The sequence below is a fragment of the Bradyrhizobium liaoningense genome, from assembly GCF_018130785.1.
GTDB lineage: Bacteria > Pseudomonadota > Alphaproteobacteria > Rhizobiales > Xanthobacteraceae > Bradyrhizobium > Bradyrhizobium liaoningense_A.
In genome coordinates this window covers 1-21,042 of the sequence record NZ_JAFCJT010000006.1, presented here as the reverse complement: position 1 = coordinate 21,042, position 21,042 = coordinate 1, and the positions used below count along the sequence as shown (strand labels likewise).

The 21,042-nt window shown below is 64.0% G+C and carries 24 protein-coding genes; 4 read left to right on the top strand and 20 right to left on the bottom strand.

The features are described from left to right. Nucleotide 1 precedes the first annotated feature (1 nt). From JQ627_RS16030 to motA, 20 genes are all read right to left on the bottom strand, one after another. Complete coding sequence (locus tag JQ627_RS16030; protein ID WP_212485135.1) at nt 2-715, bottom strand: hypothetical protein; 714 nt, start codon at nt 713-715, stop codon at nt 2-4. Then, on the bottom strand, nt 712-2,340 hold the full coding sequence (gene fliF / locus JQ627_RS16025) for a flagellar basal-body MS-ring/collar protein FliF (protein ID WP_212485134.1): 1,629 nt from the start codon (nt 2,338-2,340) through the stop codon (nt 712-714). Before fliF ends, JQ627_RS16030 begins: the two co-directional genes overlap by 4 nt. A 305-nt stretch (nt 2,341-2,645) precedes the next feature. Further along, a complete protein-coding gene (locus tag JQ627_RS16020; RefSeq protein ID WP_212485133.1) occupies nt 2,646-3,554 on the bottom strand; it encodes a flagellin in 909 nt (302 codons plus the stop codon). A gap of 276 nt (nt 3,555-3,830) precedes the next feature. After that, nucleotides 3,831-4,736: a flagellin gene (locus JQ627_RS16015; protein ID WP_212485132.1), complete on the bottom strand. Its 906-nt coding sequence runs from the start codon at nt 4,734-4,736 to the stop codon at nt 3,831-3,833. Between the two features lie 257 nt (nt 4,737-4,993). Then, nucleotides 4,994-5,734, bottom strand: coding sequence for a flagellar type III secretion system pore protein FliP (gene fliP, locus JQ627_RS16010; protein WP_014492667.1), 741 nt, complete (start codon nt 5,732-5,734; stop codon nt 4,994-4,996). Beyond that, complete coding sequence (locus tag JQ627_RS16005) at nt 5,731-6,174, bottom strand: flagellar basal body-associated FliL family protein (RefSeq protein WP_212485131.1); 444 nt, start codon at nt 6,172-6,174, stop codon at nt 5,731-5,733. The genes fliP and JQ627_RS16005 overlap by 4 nt, the downstream gene beginning before the upstream one ends. 42 nt (nt 6,175-6,216) lie before the next feature. Next, nucleotides 6,217-6,912, bottom strand: coding sequence for a flagellar basal body L-ring protein FlgH (gene flgH, locus JQ627_RS16000; protein WP_212485130.1), 696 nt, complete (start codon nt 6,910-6,912; stop codon nt 6,217-6,219). Beyond that, nucleotides 6,913-7,683, bottom strand: coding sequence for a MotE family protein (locus JQ627_RS15995; RefSeq protein ID WP_212485129.1), 771 nt, complete (start codon nt 7,681-7,683; stop codon nt 6,913-6,915). A 67-nt stretch (nt 7,684-7,750) separates the two neighbouring features. Then, complete coding sequence (gene flgI / locus JQ627_RS15990) at nt 7,751-8,881, bottom strand: flagellar basal body P-ring protein FlgI (protein WP_212485128.1); 1,131 nt, start codon at nt 8,879-8,881, stop codon at nt 7,751-7,753. After that, nucleotides 8,878-9,354, bottom strand: coding sequence for a flagellar basal body P-ring formation chaperone FlgA (gene flgA, locus JQ627_RS15985; RefSeq protein WP_212485127.1), 477 nt, complete (start codon nt 9,352-9,354; stop codon nt 8,878-8,880). The genes flgI and flgA overlap by 4 nt, the downstream gene beginning before the upstream one ends. Nucleotides 9,355-9,367: 13 nt before the next feature. Then, complete coding sequence (flgG, locus tag JQ627_RS15980) at nt 9,368-10,156, bottom strand: flagellar basal-body rod protein FlgG (protein ID WP_212485126.1); 789 nt, start codon at nt 10,154-10,156, stop codon at nt 9,368-9,370. Nucleotides 10,157-10,173: 17 nt separating this feature from the next. Then, on the bottom strand, nt 10,174-10,503 hold the full coding sequence (locus tag JQ627_RS15975; protein ID WP_212485125.1) for a flagellar hook-basal body complex protein FliE: 330 nt from the start codon (nt 10,501-10,503) through the stop codon (nt 10,174-10,176). A gap of 2 nt (nt 10,504-10,505) precedes the next feature. Next, nucleotides 10,506-10,922, bottom strand: coding sequence for a flagellar basal body rod protein FlgC (flgC, locus tag JQ627_RS15970; protein WP_212485124.1), 417 nt, complete (start codon nt 10,920-10,922; stop codon nt 10,506-10,508). A gap of 11 nt (nt 10,923-10,933) precedes the next feature. Then, a complete protein-coding gene (flgB, locus tag JQ627_RS15965) occupies nt 10,934-11,314 on the bottom strand; it encodes a flagellar basal body rod protein FlgB (RefSeq protein WP_212485123.1) in 381 nt (126 codons plus the stop codon). Between the two features lie 85 nt (nt 11,315-11,399). Then, nucleotides 11,400-12,485: a flagellar biosynthesis protein FlhB gene (gene flhB / locus JQ627_RS15960; RefSeq protein WP_212485122.1), complete on the bottom strand. Its 1,086-nt coding sequence runs from the start codon at nt 12,483-12,485 to the stop codon at nt 11,400-11,402. A 13-nt stretch (nt 12,486-12,498) separates the two neighbouring features. After that, nucleotides 12,499-13,539 carry a flagellar motor switch protein FliG gene (locus JQ627_RS15955; protein WP_212485121.1) on the bottom strand — a complete coding sequence of 347 codons (1,041 nt, stop codon included), beginning with the start codon at nt 13,537-13,539 and terminating at the stop codon, nt 12,499-12,501. 2 nt (nt 13,540-13,541) lie between these two features. Then, nucleotides 13,542-13,916 carry a flagellar motor switch protein FliN gene (gene fliN, locus JQ627_RS15950; RefSeq protein WP_014492655.1) on the bottom strand — a complete coding sequence of 125 codons (375 nt, stop codon included), beginning with the start codon at nt 13,914-13,916 and terminating at the stop codon, nt 13,542-13,544. A 76-nt stretch (nt 13,917-13,992) separates the two neighbouring features. Beyond that, nucleotides 13,993-14,307, bottom strand: coding sequence for a hypothetical protein (locus tag JQ627_RS15945; RefSeq protein ID WP_028160773.1), 315 nt, complete (start codon nt 14,305-14,307; stop codon nt 13,993-13,995). Then, a complete protein-coding gene (locus JQ627_RS15940; protein WP_014492653.1) occupies nt 14,288-15,229 on the bottom strand; it encodes a flagellar motor switch protein FliM in 942 nt (313 codons plus the stop codon). The genes JQ627_RS15945 and JQ627_RS15940 overlap by 20 nt, the downstream gene beginning before the upstream one ends. Then, entirely contained in the window at nt 15,226-16,122 is an 897-nt protein-coding gene (gene motA / locus JQ627_RS15935; protein WP_014492652.1) for a flagellar motor stator protein MotA, read from the bottom strand. Before motA ends, JQ627_RS15940 begins: the two co-directional genes overlap by 4 nt. 142 nt (nt 16,123-16,264) lie before the next feature. Between motA and JQ627_RS15930 the strand changes: the two genes are divergently transcribed. The 4 genes from JQ627_RS15930 to JQ627_RS15915 all read left to right on the top strand — a co-directional run bounded on the left by JQ627_RS15930 (nt 16,265) and on the right by JQ627_RS15915 (nt 20,647). Then, a complete protein-coding gene (locus tag JQ627_RS15930; protein WP_212485120.1) occupies nt 16,265-17,053 on the top strand; it encodes a DUF1217 domain-containing protein in 789 nt (262 codons plus the stop codon). 3 nt (nt 17,054-17,056) lie between these two features. Next, nucleotides 17,057-17,785: a flagellar basal-body rod protein FlgF gene (flgF, locus tag JQ627_RS15925; RefSeq protein ID WP_212485119.1), complete on the top strand. Its 729-nt coding sequence runs from the start codon at nt 17,057-17,059 to the stop codon at nt 17,783-17,785. A gap of 48 nt (nt 17,786-17,833) precedes the next feature. Then, the gene (gene fliI / locus JQ627_RS15920; RefSeq protein WP_212485118.1) at nt 17,834-19,159 is read left to right on the top strand and encodes a flagellar protein export ATPase FliI; all 1,326 of its coding nucleotides are present in this window, start codon (nt 17,834-17,836) and stop codon (nt 19,157-19,159) included. A gap of 852 nt (nt 19,160-20,011) precedes the next feature. Continuing rightward, complete coding sequence (locus JQ627_RS15915; protein ID WP_212485117.1) at nt 20,012-20,647, top strand: MarR family winged helix-turn-helix transcriptional regulator; 636 nt, start codon at nt 20,012-20,014, stop codon at nt 20,645-20,647. Nucleotides 20,648-21,042: the final 395 nt, after the last annotated feature.

The following is a 21,042-nucleotide window of genomic DNA, read 5'->3' as shown; positions in this document are numbered from 1 at the left end:
ACTACCGGCGCGCCTCGTTCAGACGTTCGCTCCACGCTGCGATCTGCGTCTCGATCACGGTCTGGTCAGCGACAACGCGGACCTCGAAAGTCTCGGCGGCTTCGTATTCAACCCCGGTTCGCCGGGCCGTCTGGAGTTGCGAGCGCACCAGATCGAGCAATTCACCCGGGCCGGTGACCTTGAACACCGGCACCGGCGAATTGCCGGTCAGCGCCGCGATCTGCTCGACCAGTGATCCGATCGCCTTGTCACGGACGGCCTCGGCGAGGAAAGGCAGCAAGATCCGCGCAACCGAGCTTGCGATGTTGGTTTCGATCTCGCGGCAAGCCGTCTCGAAGCCGCCCACGATCGCAGCCGCCTGCTGGTCGGACCATTTGGCCCGCTCCTCGCCAAGCCGGATCGCGCTGCGGACGCGCTCCTCGGCAACCCGGGCATCGCCTTCCGCAACACCAGCGGCATGGCCGCGACGATAGGCATCTTCGAGAAGATTGACCGGCGGAGCTTCCGCCTCGGGCGCCGGAAGCGGCGACTGAAGCTGCGGCTGCGATTGAGCCGGACGCTGCGGCTGGACCTGATGCTGCGGCTGAGGCTCACGTCGCACCTCCTTCGGCCTTGTCAGCACATCCTGGATCTTGGGCGGCGGAGGCGGCGGTGGAGACTTGGCCCGCCCATTCGCGTCGAACTGCGTCAGGAGTTTTCCGATTGCCGCGTTCATGCTGCCTCCTCGCGTCGCATCCAGTCTTTAAGGATTGCTGCTGCCTGCATCTGATCGAGACGGACGATCTGCTCCAGCCGCTTCTGCGGCGTTCGCTGCATCTTGCCTTCGAGATCCTCGACGAGGTTGAGCTCGGGGTCCTGACTCTCGGCCAATGCAAGGGCCGTGGCAGCTTCAAGCTCGGCGACCTCGGCCGCCTCGGTCTGCTCCTGTGCTGCGCGATGCATCAGGATGCCGTTGACCGCAGGGCGAAGGCCGAACCAGACCAGCATCGAGGCAACGGCCAGGATGGTGACCGCATTGATGACGCTGCCGAGCTGCTTGTTGATCATCTCGACGAAGCTGATCGGCGGTACCGGCGCCAATTCGCGCGAGCCTTCGATGAAGTCGACGGCCGTCACCTGGATCTGGTCGCCGCGCTGCTTGTCCAGTCCGCCGGCGGTCGCCGCGAGCTGGCTGATCTCGGCAAGCTTGCTGTCGACGATCGCCTGGTTGCTCTTGTCGCCGAGGTCGGCGACGAGCCGCGCACGGTTGACCAGGACGGCAATGAAGAGCTTCTTGACCGAATAGCCGTCGCTCACCGTGGTCGTGGTCTTGGACGACACCTCGAAATTGGTGACGTCCTCGCGGCGGCTCTTGTCCTCGTTGGAATTCTTGCCGCCGCCGGCGTTCACCTGCTGGTCGGGAAGATTCTGCTGCACCGTGGTCGGGGTCGAACGGTCCGCGTTCTGCGACGATTCCTTCTCGCGGACGTTCCGGACCGACCGCTCGGCGCGGTTCTCCGGATCGTAGACGGTCTCGTTGATTTGCCGCTTGTCGGTCGAGAGCTGCGGCGCGACGCTGACCTCGAAATTATCCAGGCCGAGATACGGCGTCAGCGCCTTGCGGATGTTCTCCTGCACCATGCCGCCGACCGTCTTCTGAAGACTTGCCATCTTGGTCGGTGCGGCGGTCGCCTCATCCTCTTCGGCGAGCAGCATCGAACCGTCGGCATCCAGCACCGTCACCTTGTCGCGGCTCATGCCGGGAATGGCGGCGGCGACGAGGTGGCGGATCGACTGCGCCGTGCGCGCCTCGATCGCGCCATCGGTGCGCAGCACGACCGACGCCGAGGGCGGCTGCTGCGTCGCGCGGAACGAGCCCCGGACCGGCAGCACGATATGGACCCGAGCCGCCTTGACGCCCTTCATCAACTGCACCGTGCGCGCGATCTCGCCTTCGAGCGCCCGGAGCTTGGTGACCTCCTGCATGAACGAGGTGAGGCCGAGCGAACCGATCTTGTCGAACAGCTCGTAGCCGGAATTGGCGCTGGTCGGCAGTCCCTTCTCGGCGAGCAGCATCCGCGCCTGCATGGTCTGGCTCGGGCGCACCGAGACGGCGTCGCCGGCCGTATTGACGTCGAATGTGATATTCTGCTCGCGCAGCGCGGCGCCCATGCGCGTCACGTCTTCGCGGGAAAGGCCGGTATAGAGCGTTTCGAACTCAGGCCGGCTCAGATAATAGGCGCCGCCGACGACGGTGACGAGAACGGCAAAGCCGATCAGTCCCAAGGCCATCAAGCGCCGCGGCCCAAGCTCCAGCAGATTGTTGAGCAGTTGCTGTACCTGCGCGCGACTGAGCAGCATATGACCTCGTACCAATGCGAACGTATGGGACACTCCGCTGCCAACCTTGTCTGAAGGTTGCGCCAGGGCACGAATGTGTCAGTTCGCAGGCGAGGCGTTGAAATTTCGCAAGAGTCTTGGACGACGCAATCGGTTCAGGAGCAACAAGCAGGCGCGAGCGCATGACAGCGCGATCGGGTGCGGCGTGTTGCACGAAGTCTGGCGTCGGAAGATCTTCTATTACGGGCACGCATGTGCCGTCACATCCGCCGTTCACGGCAGGGACCGTGCTCCCGAGGGAGCACGGTCGTTTCCAAAGCCGAAGCTTACTTGAACAGCGACAGGATGCTCTGGCTGTTCTGGTTGGCGATCGAGAGGGCCTGAACGCCGAGCTGCTGCTGGGTCTGGAGCGCCTGAAGGCGGGTCGATTCCGCGTTCATGTCGGCGTCGACGAGCTGACCGACACCACGATCCACCGAGTCCATCAGGGTCTTGACGAACTCCGTGTTGGTCGAGATGCGGTTCTTGACGGCGCCGAGATCGGCTGCGGCCGAAGCCACCGAGTTGAGCGCGGCGGTGACCTGCGTGATAAAGCCGTCGAGCGTGGTCTGGTCAGCCGTCGAGTCGGTCAGCGCCGCGATGTTGATCGTGTTGATCGACGCGGCGCCGCTCACCTTGTCCAGGATACCGGTCTGGGTCGCGGTGTAGAGCGAGTAGTTGGCGATCGTCAGGGTGATGGACCCGATCGTCGGCGTGCCGCCGACGCGCGAGAACGACGACACCAGGTTGAAGGTCGCCGGCGTCGTCGCGGTCGTGCTCAGCCAGTTCACGCCGTTGAAGGTCGCCGCATCGGCGGTGCCCTTCATCTGCTGCTGGATCTGGGTGATGTCGGCCTGGATCTTGGTGCGGTCGATACCGGCGGTCTTGGCTTCGACCAGCAGCGACTGGAGCTTGGTCAGGCCGCCGGTCTTGTCACCGACAACCGCGGTCAGAGCGGTATATTCGGTGTCGACGGTCGCAGCCGACAGACCGAGCGAGTCCGAGACGGCGGAGAGCGCGGCGTTGTCGGCGCGCATCGAGGTGGCGATCGACCAGTAGGCGGCGTTGTCCGAAGCGGTGGCCACGCGCTGGCCGGTCGAGATCCGGTTTTGCGTCGTCGCGAGCTGCGAGCTGACGTTCCGGAGGGTCTGCAGCGCGGTCATTGCAGACGAGTTGGTGAGCAGACTAGAACCCATTTTAATGTCCCTTTGAAGATTGGATTGAGTTTGGGGACATACCGGGCTTGCACCGGTACGACAGGGCGGCGTCATGCCTTTGGGCTACGGAAGAGCGGGTTAGGCCCAACCTGTCGTAGCGACGAAGTTAGCGAGCGAAGCTTGTGCGAGGCTTGTGGCTCTGTGCCTCGGCTGCAACAGGGCAGCCGAAATTGTGACGTGCTGGCGGCGGCACGCCAAAATGAAAAAGGGCCGCGCTTCGCGAGAAGCGCGGCCCTCCCCGGATGGTCTTGAGGCTTAGCGGAACAGCGACAGGATGCTCTGGCTGCTGTTGTTGGCGATCGAGAGCGCCTGCACGCCGAGCTGCTGCTGGACCTGGAGGGCCGCCAGGCGGGTGGACTCCTGGTTCATGTCGGCGTCGACGAGCTGGCCGATACCGCGATCAACCGAGTCCATCAGCGACTTCACGAAGTCCGAGTTGGTCGAGATACGGGTCTTGACGGCGCCGAGATCGGCAGCGGCCGAAGCCACCGAGTTGATCGCAGCAGTGACCTGCGTGATGTAGCCGTCGAGCGTGGTCTGGTCGGCAGCCGAGTCGGTCAGCGCGGAGATGCTGAGCGTATCAACCGACGCAGCGCCGCTCACCTTGTCCAGGAAGCCGCCCTGGGTGGAGGTATAGAGCGAGTAGTTGGCGGTGGTGAGGGTGATGGAGCCGGTGGTCGGAACCGCGCCGACGCGGGAGTACGACGACACCAGGTTGACCGTCGCAGGCGTGGTGGCGGTCGTGCTCAGCCAGTTCACGCCGTTGAAGGTCGCGGCGCTGGCCGTCGCCTTCATCTGCTGCTGGATCTGGGTGATGTCGGCCTGGATCTTGGTGCGGTCGATACCGGCGGTCTTGGCTTCGACCAGCAGCGACTGGAGCTTGGTCAGACCGGAGTCCTTGTTGCCGATGACCGTGGTCAGAGCGGTGTACTCCGTGTCGACCGTCGCGGCCGACAGACCGAGCGAGTCGGACACCGCGGAGAGCGCGGCGTTGTCGGCGCGCATCGAGGTGGCGATCGACCAGTAGGCGGCGTTGTCCGAAGCGGTCGCCACGCGCTGGCCGGTCGAGATCCGGTTCTGCGTGGTGGAAAGCTGCGAGCTGACAGACCGCAGGGTCTGGAGCGCGGTCATGGCGGTCGAGTTCGTAAGCAGGCTTGACATTGCGAATGTCCCTTTATGTACGCGTTACATTTTCACGAGGGGACATACCGGGCTTTCACCGGTACGGAGGGGCGGCATCATGCCTTTGGACTGATGTGGCTGGGGTCCAACCCGCCGTGCCGCATTGCTAGCACGCCGAATCTTGCGTCCGGATTAAGATCGGCTTGAATTTCGTAGCAATATCAGATGGTTAACATTAGCCTATGCTAACCATAAGTCGGCACTTCTTGCTAACCATAAGCGGCCTAGTGCGCCGCTTACGAGAACGACCGCACCAGGCCAGAGGCCAGCAGGTTCCAGCCGTCGATCAGCACGAAGAACAGCATCTTGAACGGCAGCGCGAGGATCGTCGGCGGCATCATCATCATGCCCATCGACATGGTCAGCGTCGCCACGATCATGTCGATGACGAGGAACGGCAGGATGATGAGGAATCCGATCTCGAACGACCGCCTGAGCTCGGAGATCATGAAGGCCGGAATGATGACGCGCATGTCGATGCGCTTGTCGTCGAATTTCTTGCGGAAGCTCTCCGCGGCCAGCGCCTCGAAGGTCTGGAGATCCTTGTCGCGGACATGGGCCAGCATGAATTCGCGGAACGGGTCCGTGATCTTCAGATAGGCCTCTTCCTCCGAGATCTCGTTCTTCATCAGCGGCTGGACGCCGGTTTCCCAGGCGCGGTCGAAGGTCGGCGCCATCACGTAGAAAGTCATGAACAGCGCGAGGCTGATCAGCACCAGATTGGCCGGCGTGGTCTGAAGGCCGAGACCGGAGCGCAGGAACGACAGCGCCACCGCAAATCGCGTGAAGCTCGTCACCATGATCAGCAGTCCCGGCGCCACCGACAGCACCGTGATCACCGCCATCAGCTGGATGATGCGGCCGCTGGTGGAGCCGTTGCCCGGCGGCAGCAGCGAATTGAGGTCCGGAATCTGGGCCAGCGCCACCTCGGGCAGCACGACCAGAACCAACGCGAGCAGCAGGACTCTCACTCTCACTGAATCACCAACGTCTCAATGATCAATTCGCGGATCTTGCCAGACGAGCGGATATTGGCGCGCTCCGTCAGGTCGTCGCGCAGATGCTGAAGCCCGCGCGATCCCTCGAACTGGCCAACCGATGCCGACCGCAGATAGGTCACGATGTCCTCGCTGATATGGGCGGCCAGGATGCCGGCATCCTCGTCGCTCATGCTCTCGGTCACCATGGAGGCTTCGACACGGGCCCAGTTGTTGGCCGGCGCGGCGAGATTGGTCACGATCGGGGACAGCTTTCTCAGCCGTGCGCTGCCGGCGTAGCTCGTGGCAAGGGGCGGCGGCATGGCGCTCTTCTTCGCGTCGACGACGCGCTCCGCGGCCGCGAACAGATGCAGGCCGGCAACCGCGCCCGCGCCGATCGCAATCAGGGTCAGCACCACAATGGCCGCAATCAGGCGCATCACGTCCCCTGCCCTCGCGGCGCGGCTCGGCCGGCGCGACTCTCAGAATGGTGCCACGGCGTCATAGATCCGATGTCCCCATCCAGGCTGCTGTACGTCAGACAGATTTCCGCGACCACCATAGGAGACGCGTGCCTCGGCGATCTTCTCGTAGGAGATCGTGTTGGTGCGCGATATATCGCGCGGACGCACGATGCCGCCGACGTTGAGCACGCGCATCTCGGTATTGACCCTGAACTCCTGCGAGCCGCTGATCATCATATTGCCGTTCGGCAGCACGTCGGTGACGATGGCTGCGATCGACAGCTTGATGTCCTCGGTGCGGTCGATCTGGCCGTTGCCCTTGATCTGGGTGTTGGTGCTGAGATTGGCGTTGGTCTGGCCCTTGTCCTGCCATCCGGCGACGTCCATCAGCCAGTCCAGCCCGAACTTGATCTGCGAATCGCGCGAGCGGTCGGTCTTGTTGTCGAGCTTGGCCTTGTCCTGCATGGAGATGATCACTGTCACGACGTCGCCGGTGCGCCGGGCGCGGGGGTCACGGTAGAGATCGGTGCCGTCGTCCCAGGTCGAGCGATAGCTGACGGGCGAGCGCAGGCGGGGCGTCACGGGAATCGGATCGGCCTGCGTCCGCAGGCCGCTACCGACCGGCGACAATCGCGGACCGGTCAGGACCTCGGCAGGATCATTGACGCATCCGGCAAGCGATAACAGCGACAGGATGAGGATCAGATTCTTCATCTATTTGGTCTTTCCGTCATCCACGCGACGCATTCCGCCGAGCAGATCGGCAAGGTGTGCCGCGCGTGCCGTATCCATCTCGTTGAAGATCGCGCTCGAGCTCCTCGGGCTGAGTTTTGCGAGCACGGCGGCGGCGGTCTCGTCCGCCATCCCGGCGATCTGGGTCGCCGCGGCATCCGGCTTCATGCGCGAATAGATCTCGACGACGCTCGCTTCGGCCTTCTTCAGGAAATCGTCGCGCAGCGCCATCCACTTCTCGTATTCGGCGCGCTTGGCCTCGACCTCGGCGATCCGCTCCCGGAGCTGGGTCTCGGCCTTCTCCAGTTCCTTGAGCTGCCAGGCCAGCCGCGCATCGACGGCGGGGTCGGCAACGTTGCTACAGAACAGGGCGACCTCATTGTCCGGAGGTACCGCAGCCTGCGCCGGCGCGGGCTTCGGAGCCGCCGTGACACTGCCGGGCTTGGCCGGGCGCACGGGCGCCACTGCGGGCGCCGGCGCAGGCTTCTCGGGAGCAGGCACGGCACCGGTGATTGCGGGTCCGGAGTCTTCGGCGGCCCACGCCGTCGCCCGGATCGGCGCATTGTCGCCCGGGATCGGCGAGGCCGGCGGATACGGCTTCTGCGATCCAGGCGCGCGGGCACGCGCAAAGGACAGCAGGTTGAGCGGCTTTGACGGCTTGGCCTCCTCCAGCGCCAGAACGGGCGAAGCGCATCCGAGCGCGCAGGCCGCGACCAGGAGGAGGAGTATGGCTTTGTGATCCAGCTTCAGCATCGGGCCGCGTGCGATTCTCGGTCGAGACCTGAGCATTGAGCGACCAAGCTTGCACGACGCTTGTGCATCACTGCACGATGACGTCGGCCTGGAGCGCGCCGGCCGTTTTGATCGCCTGGAGGATCGCGATGATGCCCGACGGCTTCAGGCCGATCTGGTTCAGCCCGCGGACCAGGCGCTGGAGGTCGACGCCGCTCAGGATCGCCACCTGCGATCCGGCCTCGTTGGCTTCGACGATGGTCTGGGGAACGACCACGGTCTGCCCTTGCGAGAACGGCGCCGGCTGCGACACCACGGGAAGCTCGGTGACACGAACCGTCAAATTGCCGTGCGTCACGGCAACGGTCGATATGCGCACGTCGCGCCCGATCACCACCGTGCCGGTCCGCTCGTTGATCACCACTCGGGCCGGCGTGTCCGGCTCGACAGTCAGCTCGCCGATTTCGGCCAGGAAGCGGACGGGGCCGATATGGCGCGGCTTCGACAGCACGATGGTGCGGTAGTCGCGCTCGAAGGCGATCTGCGCGCGGTAGCGGCCACCGGCGTAACGGTTGATGGCGTCGAGGATGCGTGTCGCGGTGACGAAATCAGGATTCTTGAGCTCCAGCACCAGGAACTCCATTTCGTGGAGACTTCCCTGCACCTCGCGCTCGACCAGCGCACCGTTCGGGATGCGGCCCGCGGTCGGCGTGCCCTGGCTGACGTTCTGCGCCTGCCCTCCCACACTGTAACCGGCGACCGTGATCGCGCCTTGCGCCACCGCATAGACCGCGCCGTCCGCCGCCCGCAGCGACGTCATCACCAGCGTGCCGCCGAGCAGCGAGGTCGCATCGCCGAGCGACGATACGGTCACGTCCATGCGCTCGCCCGCCCCGATCGAGGGTGCCAAATCCGCGGTCACCATGACGGCTGCGACGTTGCGTGTGCGCAGCGTCGTCGGACGCGGGGGATTGTTGGTGCTCGTGGTCTCGTTCCTGACGTTGATGCCCATGTTCTCGAGCATCGATTGCAGGGACTGTTCCGTGAACGGAGCGTTGCGGAGCGTGTCGCCGGTGCCGTTCAGGCCGATGACGAGGCCGTAGCCGACGATCTGGTTTTCGCGCAATCCCTTGATGTCCGCGATGTCCTTGATGCGGACGGCGGCCTGGGCGCTGGCGGCGGAAACGAGGAGGACGAGCGCAAGCAGGACTCTGGTCATGATCCATCCACGACCTTGACGGTGCCGTCCGGCTGGACGACGCCCCTGATGATCACGCCGGTGTCGGTGTTTCGCACCGGGATGAGCGCGCCGGCCGCACCCGACTGCATCGCCGCGCCGTAAGTGACGATCGACAGGCCACTGTCTTCCACCACGACCTTGACCATGGCGCCGCGGGCGATGGTCCAGGGATCCTCCACCGAATTGGTCGGAATCGGCTGGCCCGGCAGCAGCGTGCGCCGCGCCATGCGTCCGACCAGGACCTGGCGTCCCTCGATGAACATGGCAACGCCGAGCACGTTCGGCGAGAAGGCGCGTTCCGTGATCATGTCGTCCCGGATCAGCTCGCCGGCGCGGATCGACACGGCCGGCACGGGAAGCCGCTTCTCCTCGGCCGCGGCGACGCGCGCCGAGACGAGAACCAGCAGCACGGCGGCCAACCCGCGCACCATCAAGCCCACCCTGTTCAACATCGAGACACCGGAACTAGCGCATGCCCTTCGAGACCGTCGAGGCCATTTCATCCGAGGCCTGGATGACCTTGGCATTCATTTCGTAGGCACGCTGCGCCGAGATCAACTCGGTGATTTCCTTCACCGGGTCGACGTTCGAGGCTTCGAGATATTGCTGGTTGATCTTGCCGTAGCCGGAATCGCCCGGCAGGCCGACGACCGGCGTGCCGGACGCCGTCGTTTCGCGATAGAGGTTGCTGCCCAGCGGCTCGAGCCCCGCTTCGTTGGCGAAATTGGCGAGGTTGAGCTGGCCGATCTGCCGCGGGTTTATTTCGGTGTCCAGCTTGGCAAACACCTGTCCGGTCTGGTTGACCGTGACCTGAACCGTTCCCTGCGGCACCGTGATCGCGGGATCCAGCAGATAGCCGTCGATGGTGACGAGCTGGCCGTTGGCATTGGTGTTGAAAGAGCCCGCGCGGGTGTATTGCACCTCGTTGTTCGGACCGAGCACCTGAAACCAGCCGCGGCCGTTGATCGCGAGGTCGTAGGGGTTGCCGGTCTGCGTGAGCGCGCCCTGGATGTGCAGCTTGCGGATGGCCGCGGACTTGACGCCGAGGCCGAGATTGGAGCCTTCTGGGATCGGCGACGAGCCGTTGACGTTCGCGACGCCCTGCATGCGGTCCATCTGGTAGAACAGATCGGTGAATTCCGCACGCGCCCGCTTGTACGACGTCGAGTTGATGTTGGCGATGTTGTTCGCGATGACTTCGATGTTGGTCTGCTGGGCGTTCATGCCCGTGGCCGCAATGGCGAGCGATTTCACAGCGTCATTCCTTCAGATCAAATCGACATACGAACGACTTCTTGATAGGCCTGCACGACCTTGTCGCGAACCGCGACCGCAGTCTGCAAGGCCTGCTCGGCCGACATCAGCGCCTCCACGACCTTCCGCGTCGATTCCTTGCCCTGCATCGCCGAGATCGACGCCGCTTCGCCCGCCTTCAGCGTTCCGATCGCGTCCGTCGTCACCTGCTTCATCACCGATTCGAACCCGACCTCGTCGGTGGACTGGATGGCGGACGGCGCCGCGGGCGAGATGGCCTGCGCCTCGGTTGCGCGGCTCGCCGCTTGCCCGGCGGAAATCGCGGTGGATGAAATCGCTTCAAGCATTGTCAGCTCCTCAGCAGGTCGATGGTCATGCCCAGCATCGACCGCACCTGTTTCACGACCTGGAGATTGGCTTCATAGGACCGGTTGACTTCGCGCATGTCCGCCATCTCGATCATCATGTTGACGTTCGGCAGCTTGACGTAGCCGGCCTTGTCGGCGGCGGGGTGTCCCGGATCGTACTCCACGCGGTACGGCGTGGTATCGACCCCGATCTCCTTGACCTTCGCAAGCTGCGCGCCCGAGACGCGGTCCATGGCAGCATCGAAGGTGATGGTCTTGCGCTGATAGGGATCGGCGCCGGCGGAGCGCCCCGTCGACGTCGCGTTGGCGAGGTTTTCCGAGACGATGCGCATGCGCGTCGACTGCGCTTCGAGCCCGGAGCTCGCGACCGTCAATGACGCTTGCAGTGAGTCCAGCATGTCAATTCACCTCAGGTCTTCGCGCTCGACAGCAGCATGCGGTGAAACGACCGCACGACCGCCGAGTTCATCGAGTAGTCGCGACTGACGTCGCTGCCCTTGATCATTTCCTGCTCGAGGCTGACGGAGTTGCCGGAGTGAACCACGTCCCAGCTGTCCTTCTTCGCGATCTTTCGCGTGTCGGTCTCGGCCGCGGACAATTGCATGTGCGAGGGCGACGTCGTCGCAAGCCTGACCGGCATGCCGTCGAGCACCTTGTTGAAGGGCTCGACGTCGCGCGCCTTGAAGCCCGGCGTATTGGCGTTGGCGACGTTGGTCGCAATGGTCGACTGGCGGAGCTCGAGATACCGCGCCTGCGACGATGCGAGTTCGAAGAGATAAAGCGGTCCCACGACAGCCCCGTTCTGATTTCTTAAGAAGAAGTTTAGGGCCGCAAGCTTTCGTCAGGCTGATGCAGCCGACGCTATGCTCGGAAATCTACTGGACCTTCTCGGTCCGCGGCGCTTGCTTGGACTGGAGGAAGTAGATGATCTCGGCGACCGGCCGGAAGAATTCCGCCGGAATCACCTGGTCGACCTGAACCGCCTCATAGAGCGCGCGCGCGAGCGCCTTGTTCTCGATCACCGGGATCCGGTTCTGCTCCGCGACTTCGCGGATCTTCAGCGCGATCACGTCCATACCCTTGGCGACGACGAGCGGAGCCGCATTTTCCTCGCGCTTGTAGCGTAGCGCGATCGCGAAGTGCGTCGGGTTCGCGATCACCAGCGTCGCGCGCGAGGCAGACGCGATCATGCGTTGGCGCGAGCGGTCGCGCGCCAGCGAGCGCAGGCGCGCCTTGATCAGGGGATCGCCCTCCGCCTGCTTGTGCTCGTCCTTGATCTCCTGCTTGGTCATGCGCAGCTCGCGCCGCCAGTGGAAGCGCGCCCAGGCGAGATCGATCGCGACCAGGACGATGGTGGCGATGCAGATCGCCGAGACGATCCGCATCGCGATGTTGAGAATCATCTCCGGCAGCGCGACCGGATCGGTGTACATCGCCTCGAACGCCTTCGCTTCCGACGAGCGCAGCACGAAGGCGACGACGGCCGTCACCGAGGCAAGCTTGAACAGCGACTTGGCGAACTCGATGAGGCCCTGCGTTCCGAACAATCGGCTCCAGCCGCTGATCGGGGAAATTCGAGACAGGTCCGGCTTGATGCGCTCCAGCACCAGGCGCGGCGCGTTTTGCAGGAGTGAGGCGGCGAGGCCGAACACCGCCAGAATGACGACCAGCGGCACCAGGAATCGCAGCGCCTCGAGCCCCACCACGGTGAGCAGGTTCCGCGCGTCCGCACCGTTGCTGAGGGGAAAGCCTTCGGGATCGTCGAGCAAGCTCTTCAGCGTCGGCGTCAATTGCTGCACGCCCTGGCCGATCAGGAACGCCTGGATCACCATCAGCGCGGCCATGGAGGCGAAGATGGAAGCCTCCCGAGAGACCGGGATTTTGCCCTGTTCGAGCGCATCGCGGACTTTCTTCTCGGTCGGCTCTTCTGTCTTGCTCTCCTTATCGGATGTTTCTGCCATGCCCGTTCAGCGGTCAGCGGAAGACCAGCTCATCCTCCTGCTCGGGGTTGAGCTCGATTTCGCCCTTCTCCGCCAGTTCGAGCGCGAGGTCGGTGATGACGCGGCGCGCCTCCAGCACGTCACGTTGGTTCGACGGCTCACCGATGGCGAGTTCGTGCTCGACGACGCGGCGGACGCGCGAGGCGACCGAGGACAGGATCAGTTCGCGGAAATGCTTATCCGTGCCCTTCAGCGCGATAACGATGCGATCGGTCGGCACCTGGTCGAAGATCATGGTGCGCGCCTTCGGGGTCAAATTGACCACGTCGTCGAAGGTGAACAGCAGTTCCTTCAGAACTTCGGCCGACTTCGGACGCTTCTCCGACAAGCTCTTCAGCATGTCCTCGATATGGCCGCGCTCCATCTTGTTGATGATGTCCGCGACGCGCGCGTAGGTGTCGGCGCCGAGGTTACGGGCGAAATTGAGCGTCAGGTCCTCGTGCAGGGTCTTCTCGAGGACTTTCATGGCGTCGTCGACGATCGGCTTGAGGCTGAGGACGCGCCGCATCAGTTCATTGCGCAGGCTCGACGGCAGCTGGCTCATCACCTTGGCGGCGCAGGACGGCTTGACCTTGGACAGGATCAGCGCCGCGGTTTGGGGATGCTCCTTGGAGAGGTACGTCGCCAGCGAGTTTTCCGACACCGACGAGACGCGGTCCCACACCGACCGGCTCGAATTGCCAAGCAGGTCCGACATGATCGCTGAGACCTGGTCGGCCGGAAGCACGTCGCCGAGCACGGCTTCCAGGCCGCCGATGGTGCCGAGAATGTTGGCGCCCATCGAGAACTGCTGAGCGAACTCCTCGACGATCGACTCGAGTTCCTGCGCGGTGATCGGCCGCAACTCGGCCGCGGCCTTGGTGACGATGCGGATATCCTGCGGCTCGAACTGCGAGAGCACGCTGGCGGCCGCCTGCCGGCCCATGGCAAGCAGGAGTGCCGCGACCTTTTCCGTTCCGCCCAGCGTGGCAACGCCTCGCTGCTTGATAGGAGCGACGCCGACCTGTGCCGCCATGATCAGGTATCACCCTGCCCCAGCGGTCCGACGATCTCCGTGAGCGAGACGCCGAAGCGGGAATTGTCCTCTTCGACGACGACCACTTCGCCGCGGGCGACGACGCGGCCATTGACCACGACGTCGACGGGCTCGCCGACCCGATGATCGAGCGGAACCACCGCGCCCCGGCCGAGCTTCATCAGATTCGCGACGGGAATGGTCGCTGATCCCAGCACCACCTGCATCGTGACGGGAATGCGCAGGATGGCATCGACATTGGCGAATTTGCCGGTTTCCTCCGCCGTGCGCGCGGCGATCTCCGCCAGCCGCTCCAGCGGAGACGCATCGGTCTCTCCCGACGCCGATGCAGACTCATATTCGAAAGATTGCGCCATTTGGTATCGCCTCTTGGTATTTCCGCTCCTGGATCGCCGCGACGTTCCGATCGCACGTGTCCTGCAAGTCCCGAATTCAATGCTTGTTCGCCTCAGCGCCGCTCACGGTTGCGGCCGGTTGGAGTCCGCTCCGCGCATCGAGCGCCGCGATCGCCTCATGGGCCTGATCAATCTTCGTGCTCAACACATTGGCGAGCCGGCCGAGATTTGCGGTGGAATCATGTGCGGCGGTGATAACGGTGTCGAAGGCGCCCGCCGTCTCGTGGACGATGGTCGAAAACTCGCCCTGGTAGCTGCGCAGCCGCGCCAATTCGCGGTGCATCCGGGTCACCCTCATGCTGGTGAAGGCCAGCGCGATCAGCAGCACGGCATCAACGAGATAGGATATCATCGACGAACTCCCGCTTCTGATCGACGGGATCGGCCACCTGCATGGCGTAATAGCCATCGAGCTGGCCGATCTGACACCAGAACAGCACCTGGTTGTTGCTCTCGAGCCGAGCCAGCGTGCGCGGCGTGGCTTCGAGCTCGAGCACCTGCCCCACCTTGAATTGCACGACGTCCTCGAGGGAAATCATCTTCTCGTCGAGCACCGCGCTCAGCGTCACTTCGGTACGGTGAACCTCGCTCTCCATCTGCTCGCGCCAGCGTGGATCGGCCGCACGGCCGTCGCTGACGACGACGGTTGCGAGCTTCTGCCTCAGCGGGTTGAGCGCGGAGTGCGGAATGATCAGGAACATCTGGCCGCCGCGATAGAGCGCCTGCACCATCATGTTCGCGCAGATCGACATATTGCTGGCGCGCCCAATCGCGAGCGACGCCATCGCCGTCTCGACTCGCTCGACACGGAAAGTGACATTGGAGGTGCCGGCGAAGGCGCCCTGCAGCGCCTTGGCGAACCGCTCAAACAGTGCCTGGACCAGCCGGATCTCGATGTTCGAGAAGGTGCGTTCGACGTCGAGCGGCGGTTCGGCGCCGTCGGAGCCGAACATCGCCTCGACCATCGTGAACACGAAGTCGCGATCCAGCATGATGATGACGCGCGAGTCCCACTGCTCGGCATAGAGCACGGCGGCAACCGCGTTGCCCTCGTAGTCCTTGATAATGTCGCCGAGCGGGTCGTTGGTGATGCCGTTGACGGAGAAGTAGCACGGCGTTCCCGCCATCGGCTGCAGGCTGTCGGTGCACGATGCCGCCATGCGATCGAAGATCACATTGAGCATCGGCATGCGTTCGATCGATATGCCGGCGGCGTCCAGCAGGTAGTTCGGCAGCTGCTTCCGCTGATCGACGTCGAGGTCTTCCATCGTCATGCGCGGGCAGCCTTCGGTTCAGCCTCGGTCACGACCGCCTTGGGACCTGCAATCGTCTCATTCTCGACCACGTCGATCGACGGCCGTTCGCCGCTCGCGATCATCTTGCGACCGTGCTCGACGGCGATCTGCGGCATGGCGCCGTTCATGAACGCCAGCAGCGTCTGCTTGACGATGATGTAGGGCCGGCAGCGCTTCTCTCGCGTCATCTTGATCTTCAGCGCGAAGGGCGAGAGGACGCCGTAGGACAGGAAGATTCCGGCGAAGGTGCCGACGAGCGCCGCGCCGATGAAGCCGCCAAGGAGCTTCGGCGACTGGTCGAGCGCGCCCATGGCCTTGATGACGCCGAGCACCGCGGCGACGATGCCGAGCGCCGGCAGCGCCTCGGACACGACCACCATCGAATTGTAGGGCGCCAGCTTGGCCTTCACGATGGTATGGATCTCTTCATCCATCAACGCTTCGATCTCGTGCGTGCGCGCATTGCCCATGATGATGAGGCGGACATAGTCGCATATGAACTGGAGCAACGGCGGATCGCCGAGCACGCTCGGGAATGCCTTGAAGATCTCGGAGGAGGCCGGGTCGTCGATATGCGCCTCGACCTCGTTGCGGCCCTTGCCCCGCAGCTCGCGCATCAGGGCATGGAGCGCTCCGAGCAGATCGAGGTAATAGCGCTCACTCGGCACCGCGCCGGTGATCGCCTGCATGCAGGCGACGCCGGTATCAACGACCGTTTTCCACGGATTGGCGACGATGAAGGTACCGACCGCGGTGCCCATGATGATCACGAATTCCCATGGCTGCATGAGCACGGCCAGATGCCCGCCCATGGCGGCAAATCCGCCAAGCAGTGCGGCTACCGTGATGAAAATCCCCACGAAACTGAGCAACGCGCCACTCCATCGCCGATCCCATCGGGAATATCTAGTCGGCGACGCTTGCGCGAAGCTGGCTTCTTGGTCGCCAGCCCCGCGCAAGCATTTCGCGGCAGCTTGAGACCATGTCGCAACGGCGGCCAGAGGGGCGCGTGCCATGCTATCCACGATCGCGGACTACACCAGACTGACCAAGGACATGGGCAAATCGCTGACCCAGGTCGCGACCCAGCCGGACGTCAGCCGCGACACCGATTACTTTCTCAGCCATATCGGCGATGTGAAGACGATCGACGACTTCCTGAAGGACTATCGCCTCTACTCCTATGCGATGAAGGCCTATGGCCTCAGCGACATGACCTATGCCAAGGCGTTCATGCGCAAGGTCCTGACCGAGGGTGTGGCGACCACGGACACCTTCGCCAACAAGCTGACCGACACCCGCTACCGGCAATTCGCCGCCGCCTTCAATTTCGCGGCCCTCGGCGACAAAGCGACCCAGACTGCCGCGGCCACGACCGGCACGGCGACCCAATACGTCACGCAGACGATGGAGGAGAACGCCGGCGACCAGAACGAGGGTCTGCGGCTGGCGCTCTATTTCACCCGCAAGGCCTCCACCGTCACCACCTCCTACCAGATCCTCGCCGACAAGGCGCTGACGCAGGTGGTCCAGACCGCGCTCGGCCTGCCGTCGACGATCAGCTCGGCCGACATCGACGCGCAAGCGAAGTTGATCACGAGCAAGATCAATCTCGCCGATTTCCAGGATCCGACCAAGGTCACCAAGTTCGTGCAGCGCTTTGCCGCGATGTGGGATGCGACCCAGGCCCAGAGCGACAATTCGACCAACCCCGCGCTGGTCCTGATCGGCGGCGCGTCGTCGATGGCGAGCATGGATACCGACATGCTCACGAAGCTTCAGTCCATCCGGTTCGGAAAGTAAGTCATGCAATCCGCTCTCTATGTGGGATTGTCGGCCCAGGTCGCCCTCGAAAAGCGCCTCCAGACGATCGCCAACAACGTGGCCAACGTCAACACGGCTGCATTCCGCACCGACGTGGTGAAATTCGAGACCGTGCTGTCCAAGGCGGGCGCGAACCCGGTCGCATTCTCCTCGCCCGGCGACAACATCATCTCGCGCGAGATGGGCAACATCACCGAGAGCGGCAACCCGCTCGACGTCGCCGTGGTCGGACAGGGCTGGATCGCCTTCGCCGGACCGAACGGCACGGTCTATACGCGCGACGGCCGCCTCCAGATTGCCCCCAACGGCGATCTTCAGACCGTGTCCGGCTTCCCCGTGATCGATGCCGGCGGCGCGCAGATCACGCTCGACCCGAACGGCGGACCGATCGCGATCGCGCGCAGCGGCGCGATCACCCAGGACAACAACGAGATCGGCTCCATCGGGCTGTTCAACATTCCCGCCGATGCCAATCTCGACCGCTACGGCAATTCCGGCGTCACGCCCGACCGGCCAGCGACCGCCATCGCCGACTTCTCCCGCGACGGCTTCAAGCAGGGCTATGTCGAGGGCTCCGGCGCCAATCCGATGATGGAATTGACGAAGCTGATCGCGGCTTCGCGCGCCTTCGACGGCACCAATTCGATGATCGAGGGCACCGAGAGCTCGCTCCAGAACGCTATCCGGACGCTGGGCGAGCCGGGCAAATAAACTTGCAAGTAGACTGCGCCGCGTGCGCATTGAAGGTGGACGATTTCCTTGAACGCTCTTCGGCAACTCGAGTGGGCGCTGCTGGAGCTTCAGCAGAGCACTCCCCTGGCCAGCGTCAGCGGCGCGATCTCCGAGATCGCTCCGACGCATTTCCGCGTCTCCGGCCTGTCGCGCTTCGTCAGGCTTGGTGAACTGATCGGGGTCAACTCCGGCGGCAAGCCCCAGATCGGCGAGGTGGTGCGGATCGACAGCGAGGGCATCATCGCCAAGCCGTTCGACCGGCAGTTCGCGGGTGGCCTCGGCTCGGTCGCCTACCGGATGCCGCCCTTGTCCTTCGCGCCCGATCCGAGTTGGAAGGGTCGCGTCATCAACGCGCTCGGCGCGCCGCTGGACGGACAAGGCCCCCTCACCCCGGGATCGCGCACCGTCTCGGCGGAAGCCGAGGCGCCTTCGGCCATGAGGCGCGCGCGCGTCCACAAGCCGCTGCGCACCGGCGTGCGCGTCATCGACCTGTTCGCCCCGATCTGCGCCGGCCAGCGCGTCGGCATCTTTGCCGGCTCCGGCGTCGGCAAGTCGACGCTGCTTGCGATGCTGGCCCGCAGCCAGGGCTTTGACACCGTCGTGCTGGCGCTCGTCGGCGAACGCGGCCGCGAGGTGCGCGAATTCATCGAGGATGTGCTCGGCGCCAACCGCAACCGCGCGGTCACCATCGTATCAACGGGAGATGAAAGCCCGATGATGCGGCGGCTGGCGCCGAAGACCGCCATGGCGGTCGCCGAATATTTCCGCGACCGGGGCGAATCGGTCCTGCTGGTGGTCGATTCGATCACCCGTTTTGCCCATGCCGCCCGTGAGGTCGCCCTCGCCGCCGGCGAGCCGGCCGTCGCGCGCGGTTACGCCCCGACGGTCTTCACCGACCTGCCGCGCCTGCTGGAGCGCGCCGGCCCCGGCGAGGAGGGATCCGGCACCATCACCGGCATTTTCTCCGTGCTGGTCGACGGCGACGACCACAACGAGCCGATCGCCGACACCATCCGCAGCACCCTCGACGGTCATATCGTGCTCTCCAGGCACATCGCTGACCAGGCGCGCTATCCGGCCGTGGACGTCCTGGCCTCGGTTTCCCGCCTCGCCCATAACGTCTGGGACCCCGAGGAGCGCGAATTGGTGAGCAAGCTGCGCACCATGATCGCCAAATACGAGGACACGCGCGACCTTCGCCTGATGGGCGGATATCAGTCGGGACGTGATTCGGGCCTCGACCAGGCCGTGGACCTGGTCCCGAGAATCTACAGCGCCATGCGGCAAGACGCCTCGGCCGCACCAAGCGCTGATCCATTCCGCGAGCTGCGAGACATGCTCAAGGGCGACTAGGCCGGGCGCGGCGGAGCGCGCTCGGCGCGCCCGTCGTCGCCGTCCTGCTCAATATCGCGACATTCGATCACGCATGTCGCTACGCTTCCGGCGCTTTCTCACCCGTTGCCGACGACCGTCGAGCGCGCATCAGCCGTTCGGTGGAGATCGCGCCGCCAAGGCGAAAGCGATGCAGTGGACGCATTTCGCTGTTATCGCCACAACAACCGGCACGTGCAATCCTTACGAGTTCCCTTGGCGATTCCCGGGCGGATCGCACAAGTTGTGGATGACGCGCCACTGCGCGTCAGCGTCATGCACAAGCTTCGATCAATTTGCATCAACGGCGAACAGCAACATTCTGTGCAATCAAACCGTCGCATATTTGCGTGCAAATAGCTTGTTACACTGAGTATTACGATCACCATGATGTGTCCTGACGAACGAGATTGTCTTGAACGTTACAATCGCTTCGAACGACATCCAGTCTCCAGGAGCGTCTCTACTTGATTTTGTTGAGAAGCTCATTCATCGTTTCGGTGGAACGTAAGAAACGTCTGCGTGTGACTTGAACTTCAGGGGCTACGGTTGAACAATTCCGATCCATCGTCCGGCTGTGACGGCAACTCGGGCTTTCGTTCGACGACGCCACGATTGGCACACCATCATCGACACGGCTTCTCGCGCCGTATCTCGCAGGGTCCATCTGTCGAGGTCGGGGGCGGAACAGTGCGTGCTTTCGCGCGAGAGCCGGGCCCTGCGTCTGTGTCGGACATTATGGATGGTGCTGCTTCTCGCGAAGGACTCGTGTGCAACGACGGAAGGCGGCTCCGGGGCGCCGCAGACGTGATATCCGGGGCAAGGTAGGAATTCATGCCGTTGGCACGCGAGGCCGTCGAGCTGCTGGTTCAGGCGGCGAGAGCCTGGTATTTCGAAGGCAATCAGCACGGGTTGCGCGACCGGGAATGGATGGCGCTGCGCTTTCTCCACCGCGCCAACAGGTTCTCGCGCACGCCGTCCGCGCTGGCCGGCTTCATCGGCGCGACCCGCGCCACTGCATCGCAGATCGTGAAGACGCTGGAAGCCAAGTCCTTCCTGGTGCGAAAGCCTTCGCACGAGGACAAGCGGTCCGTCGTGCTCCACGTCACCGCGCAGGGCGAGAAATGCCTGAGCCAGCACGACCCGATCAATCACGTGGTGAACGCGGTCACGTCTCTCGGCATCGACGAATGCATCAGGCTGCGCGACTCGCTCCGCGAGATCCTCAATCACCTCGACGCGGCCCATCAGCGGCTTGATGCCAGCATCTGCCGCGACTGCATGTTTCTCGCCGAACGCAGTCCCGGCACAGGCAAGGGACGTGCGAGCGCCGAATTCATGTGCCGGCTGTACCGCGCCCCTGTTTCCCTCGAGGAGACCGAACTCCTCTGCACCAGTTTCGAGCGCACCCGCGACCGCCCGAAAATCGAGGAGCATCTCGACCGCGCGCGCGTGGCGAGCCAGGGATAGGAAAACGCGCAACGGGCCTCCTCTCGTGTTGTCGCGGACGCGCGGCGTACGGGGCATGAGAGCGAAGCGCACGCGTATGCTTCCTCCACATCGTCATTGCGAGCGCAGCGAAGCAATCGAGACCGCCACCCGGAGAGACTCTGGATTGCTTCGCTGCGCTCGCAATGACGGAATAAGGGACTGTACTACAGTTCTCAGACATGCACGCGTAGGATGGGGAGAGCGAAGCGAAACCCATCATCTCTCATCAACGCGGAAATGTGATGGGTTTCGCTGCGCTCTGCCCATCCTACGGCCCCTCAGACACGCCTTCGCGCTCTCGCGGCGCATTTCGCCCGAGCTTTGTTTTGTCTCGCCACCCTCTTGTCCAAGAGGGCGCAGGGAAGGCCGGGTGC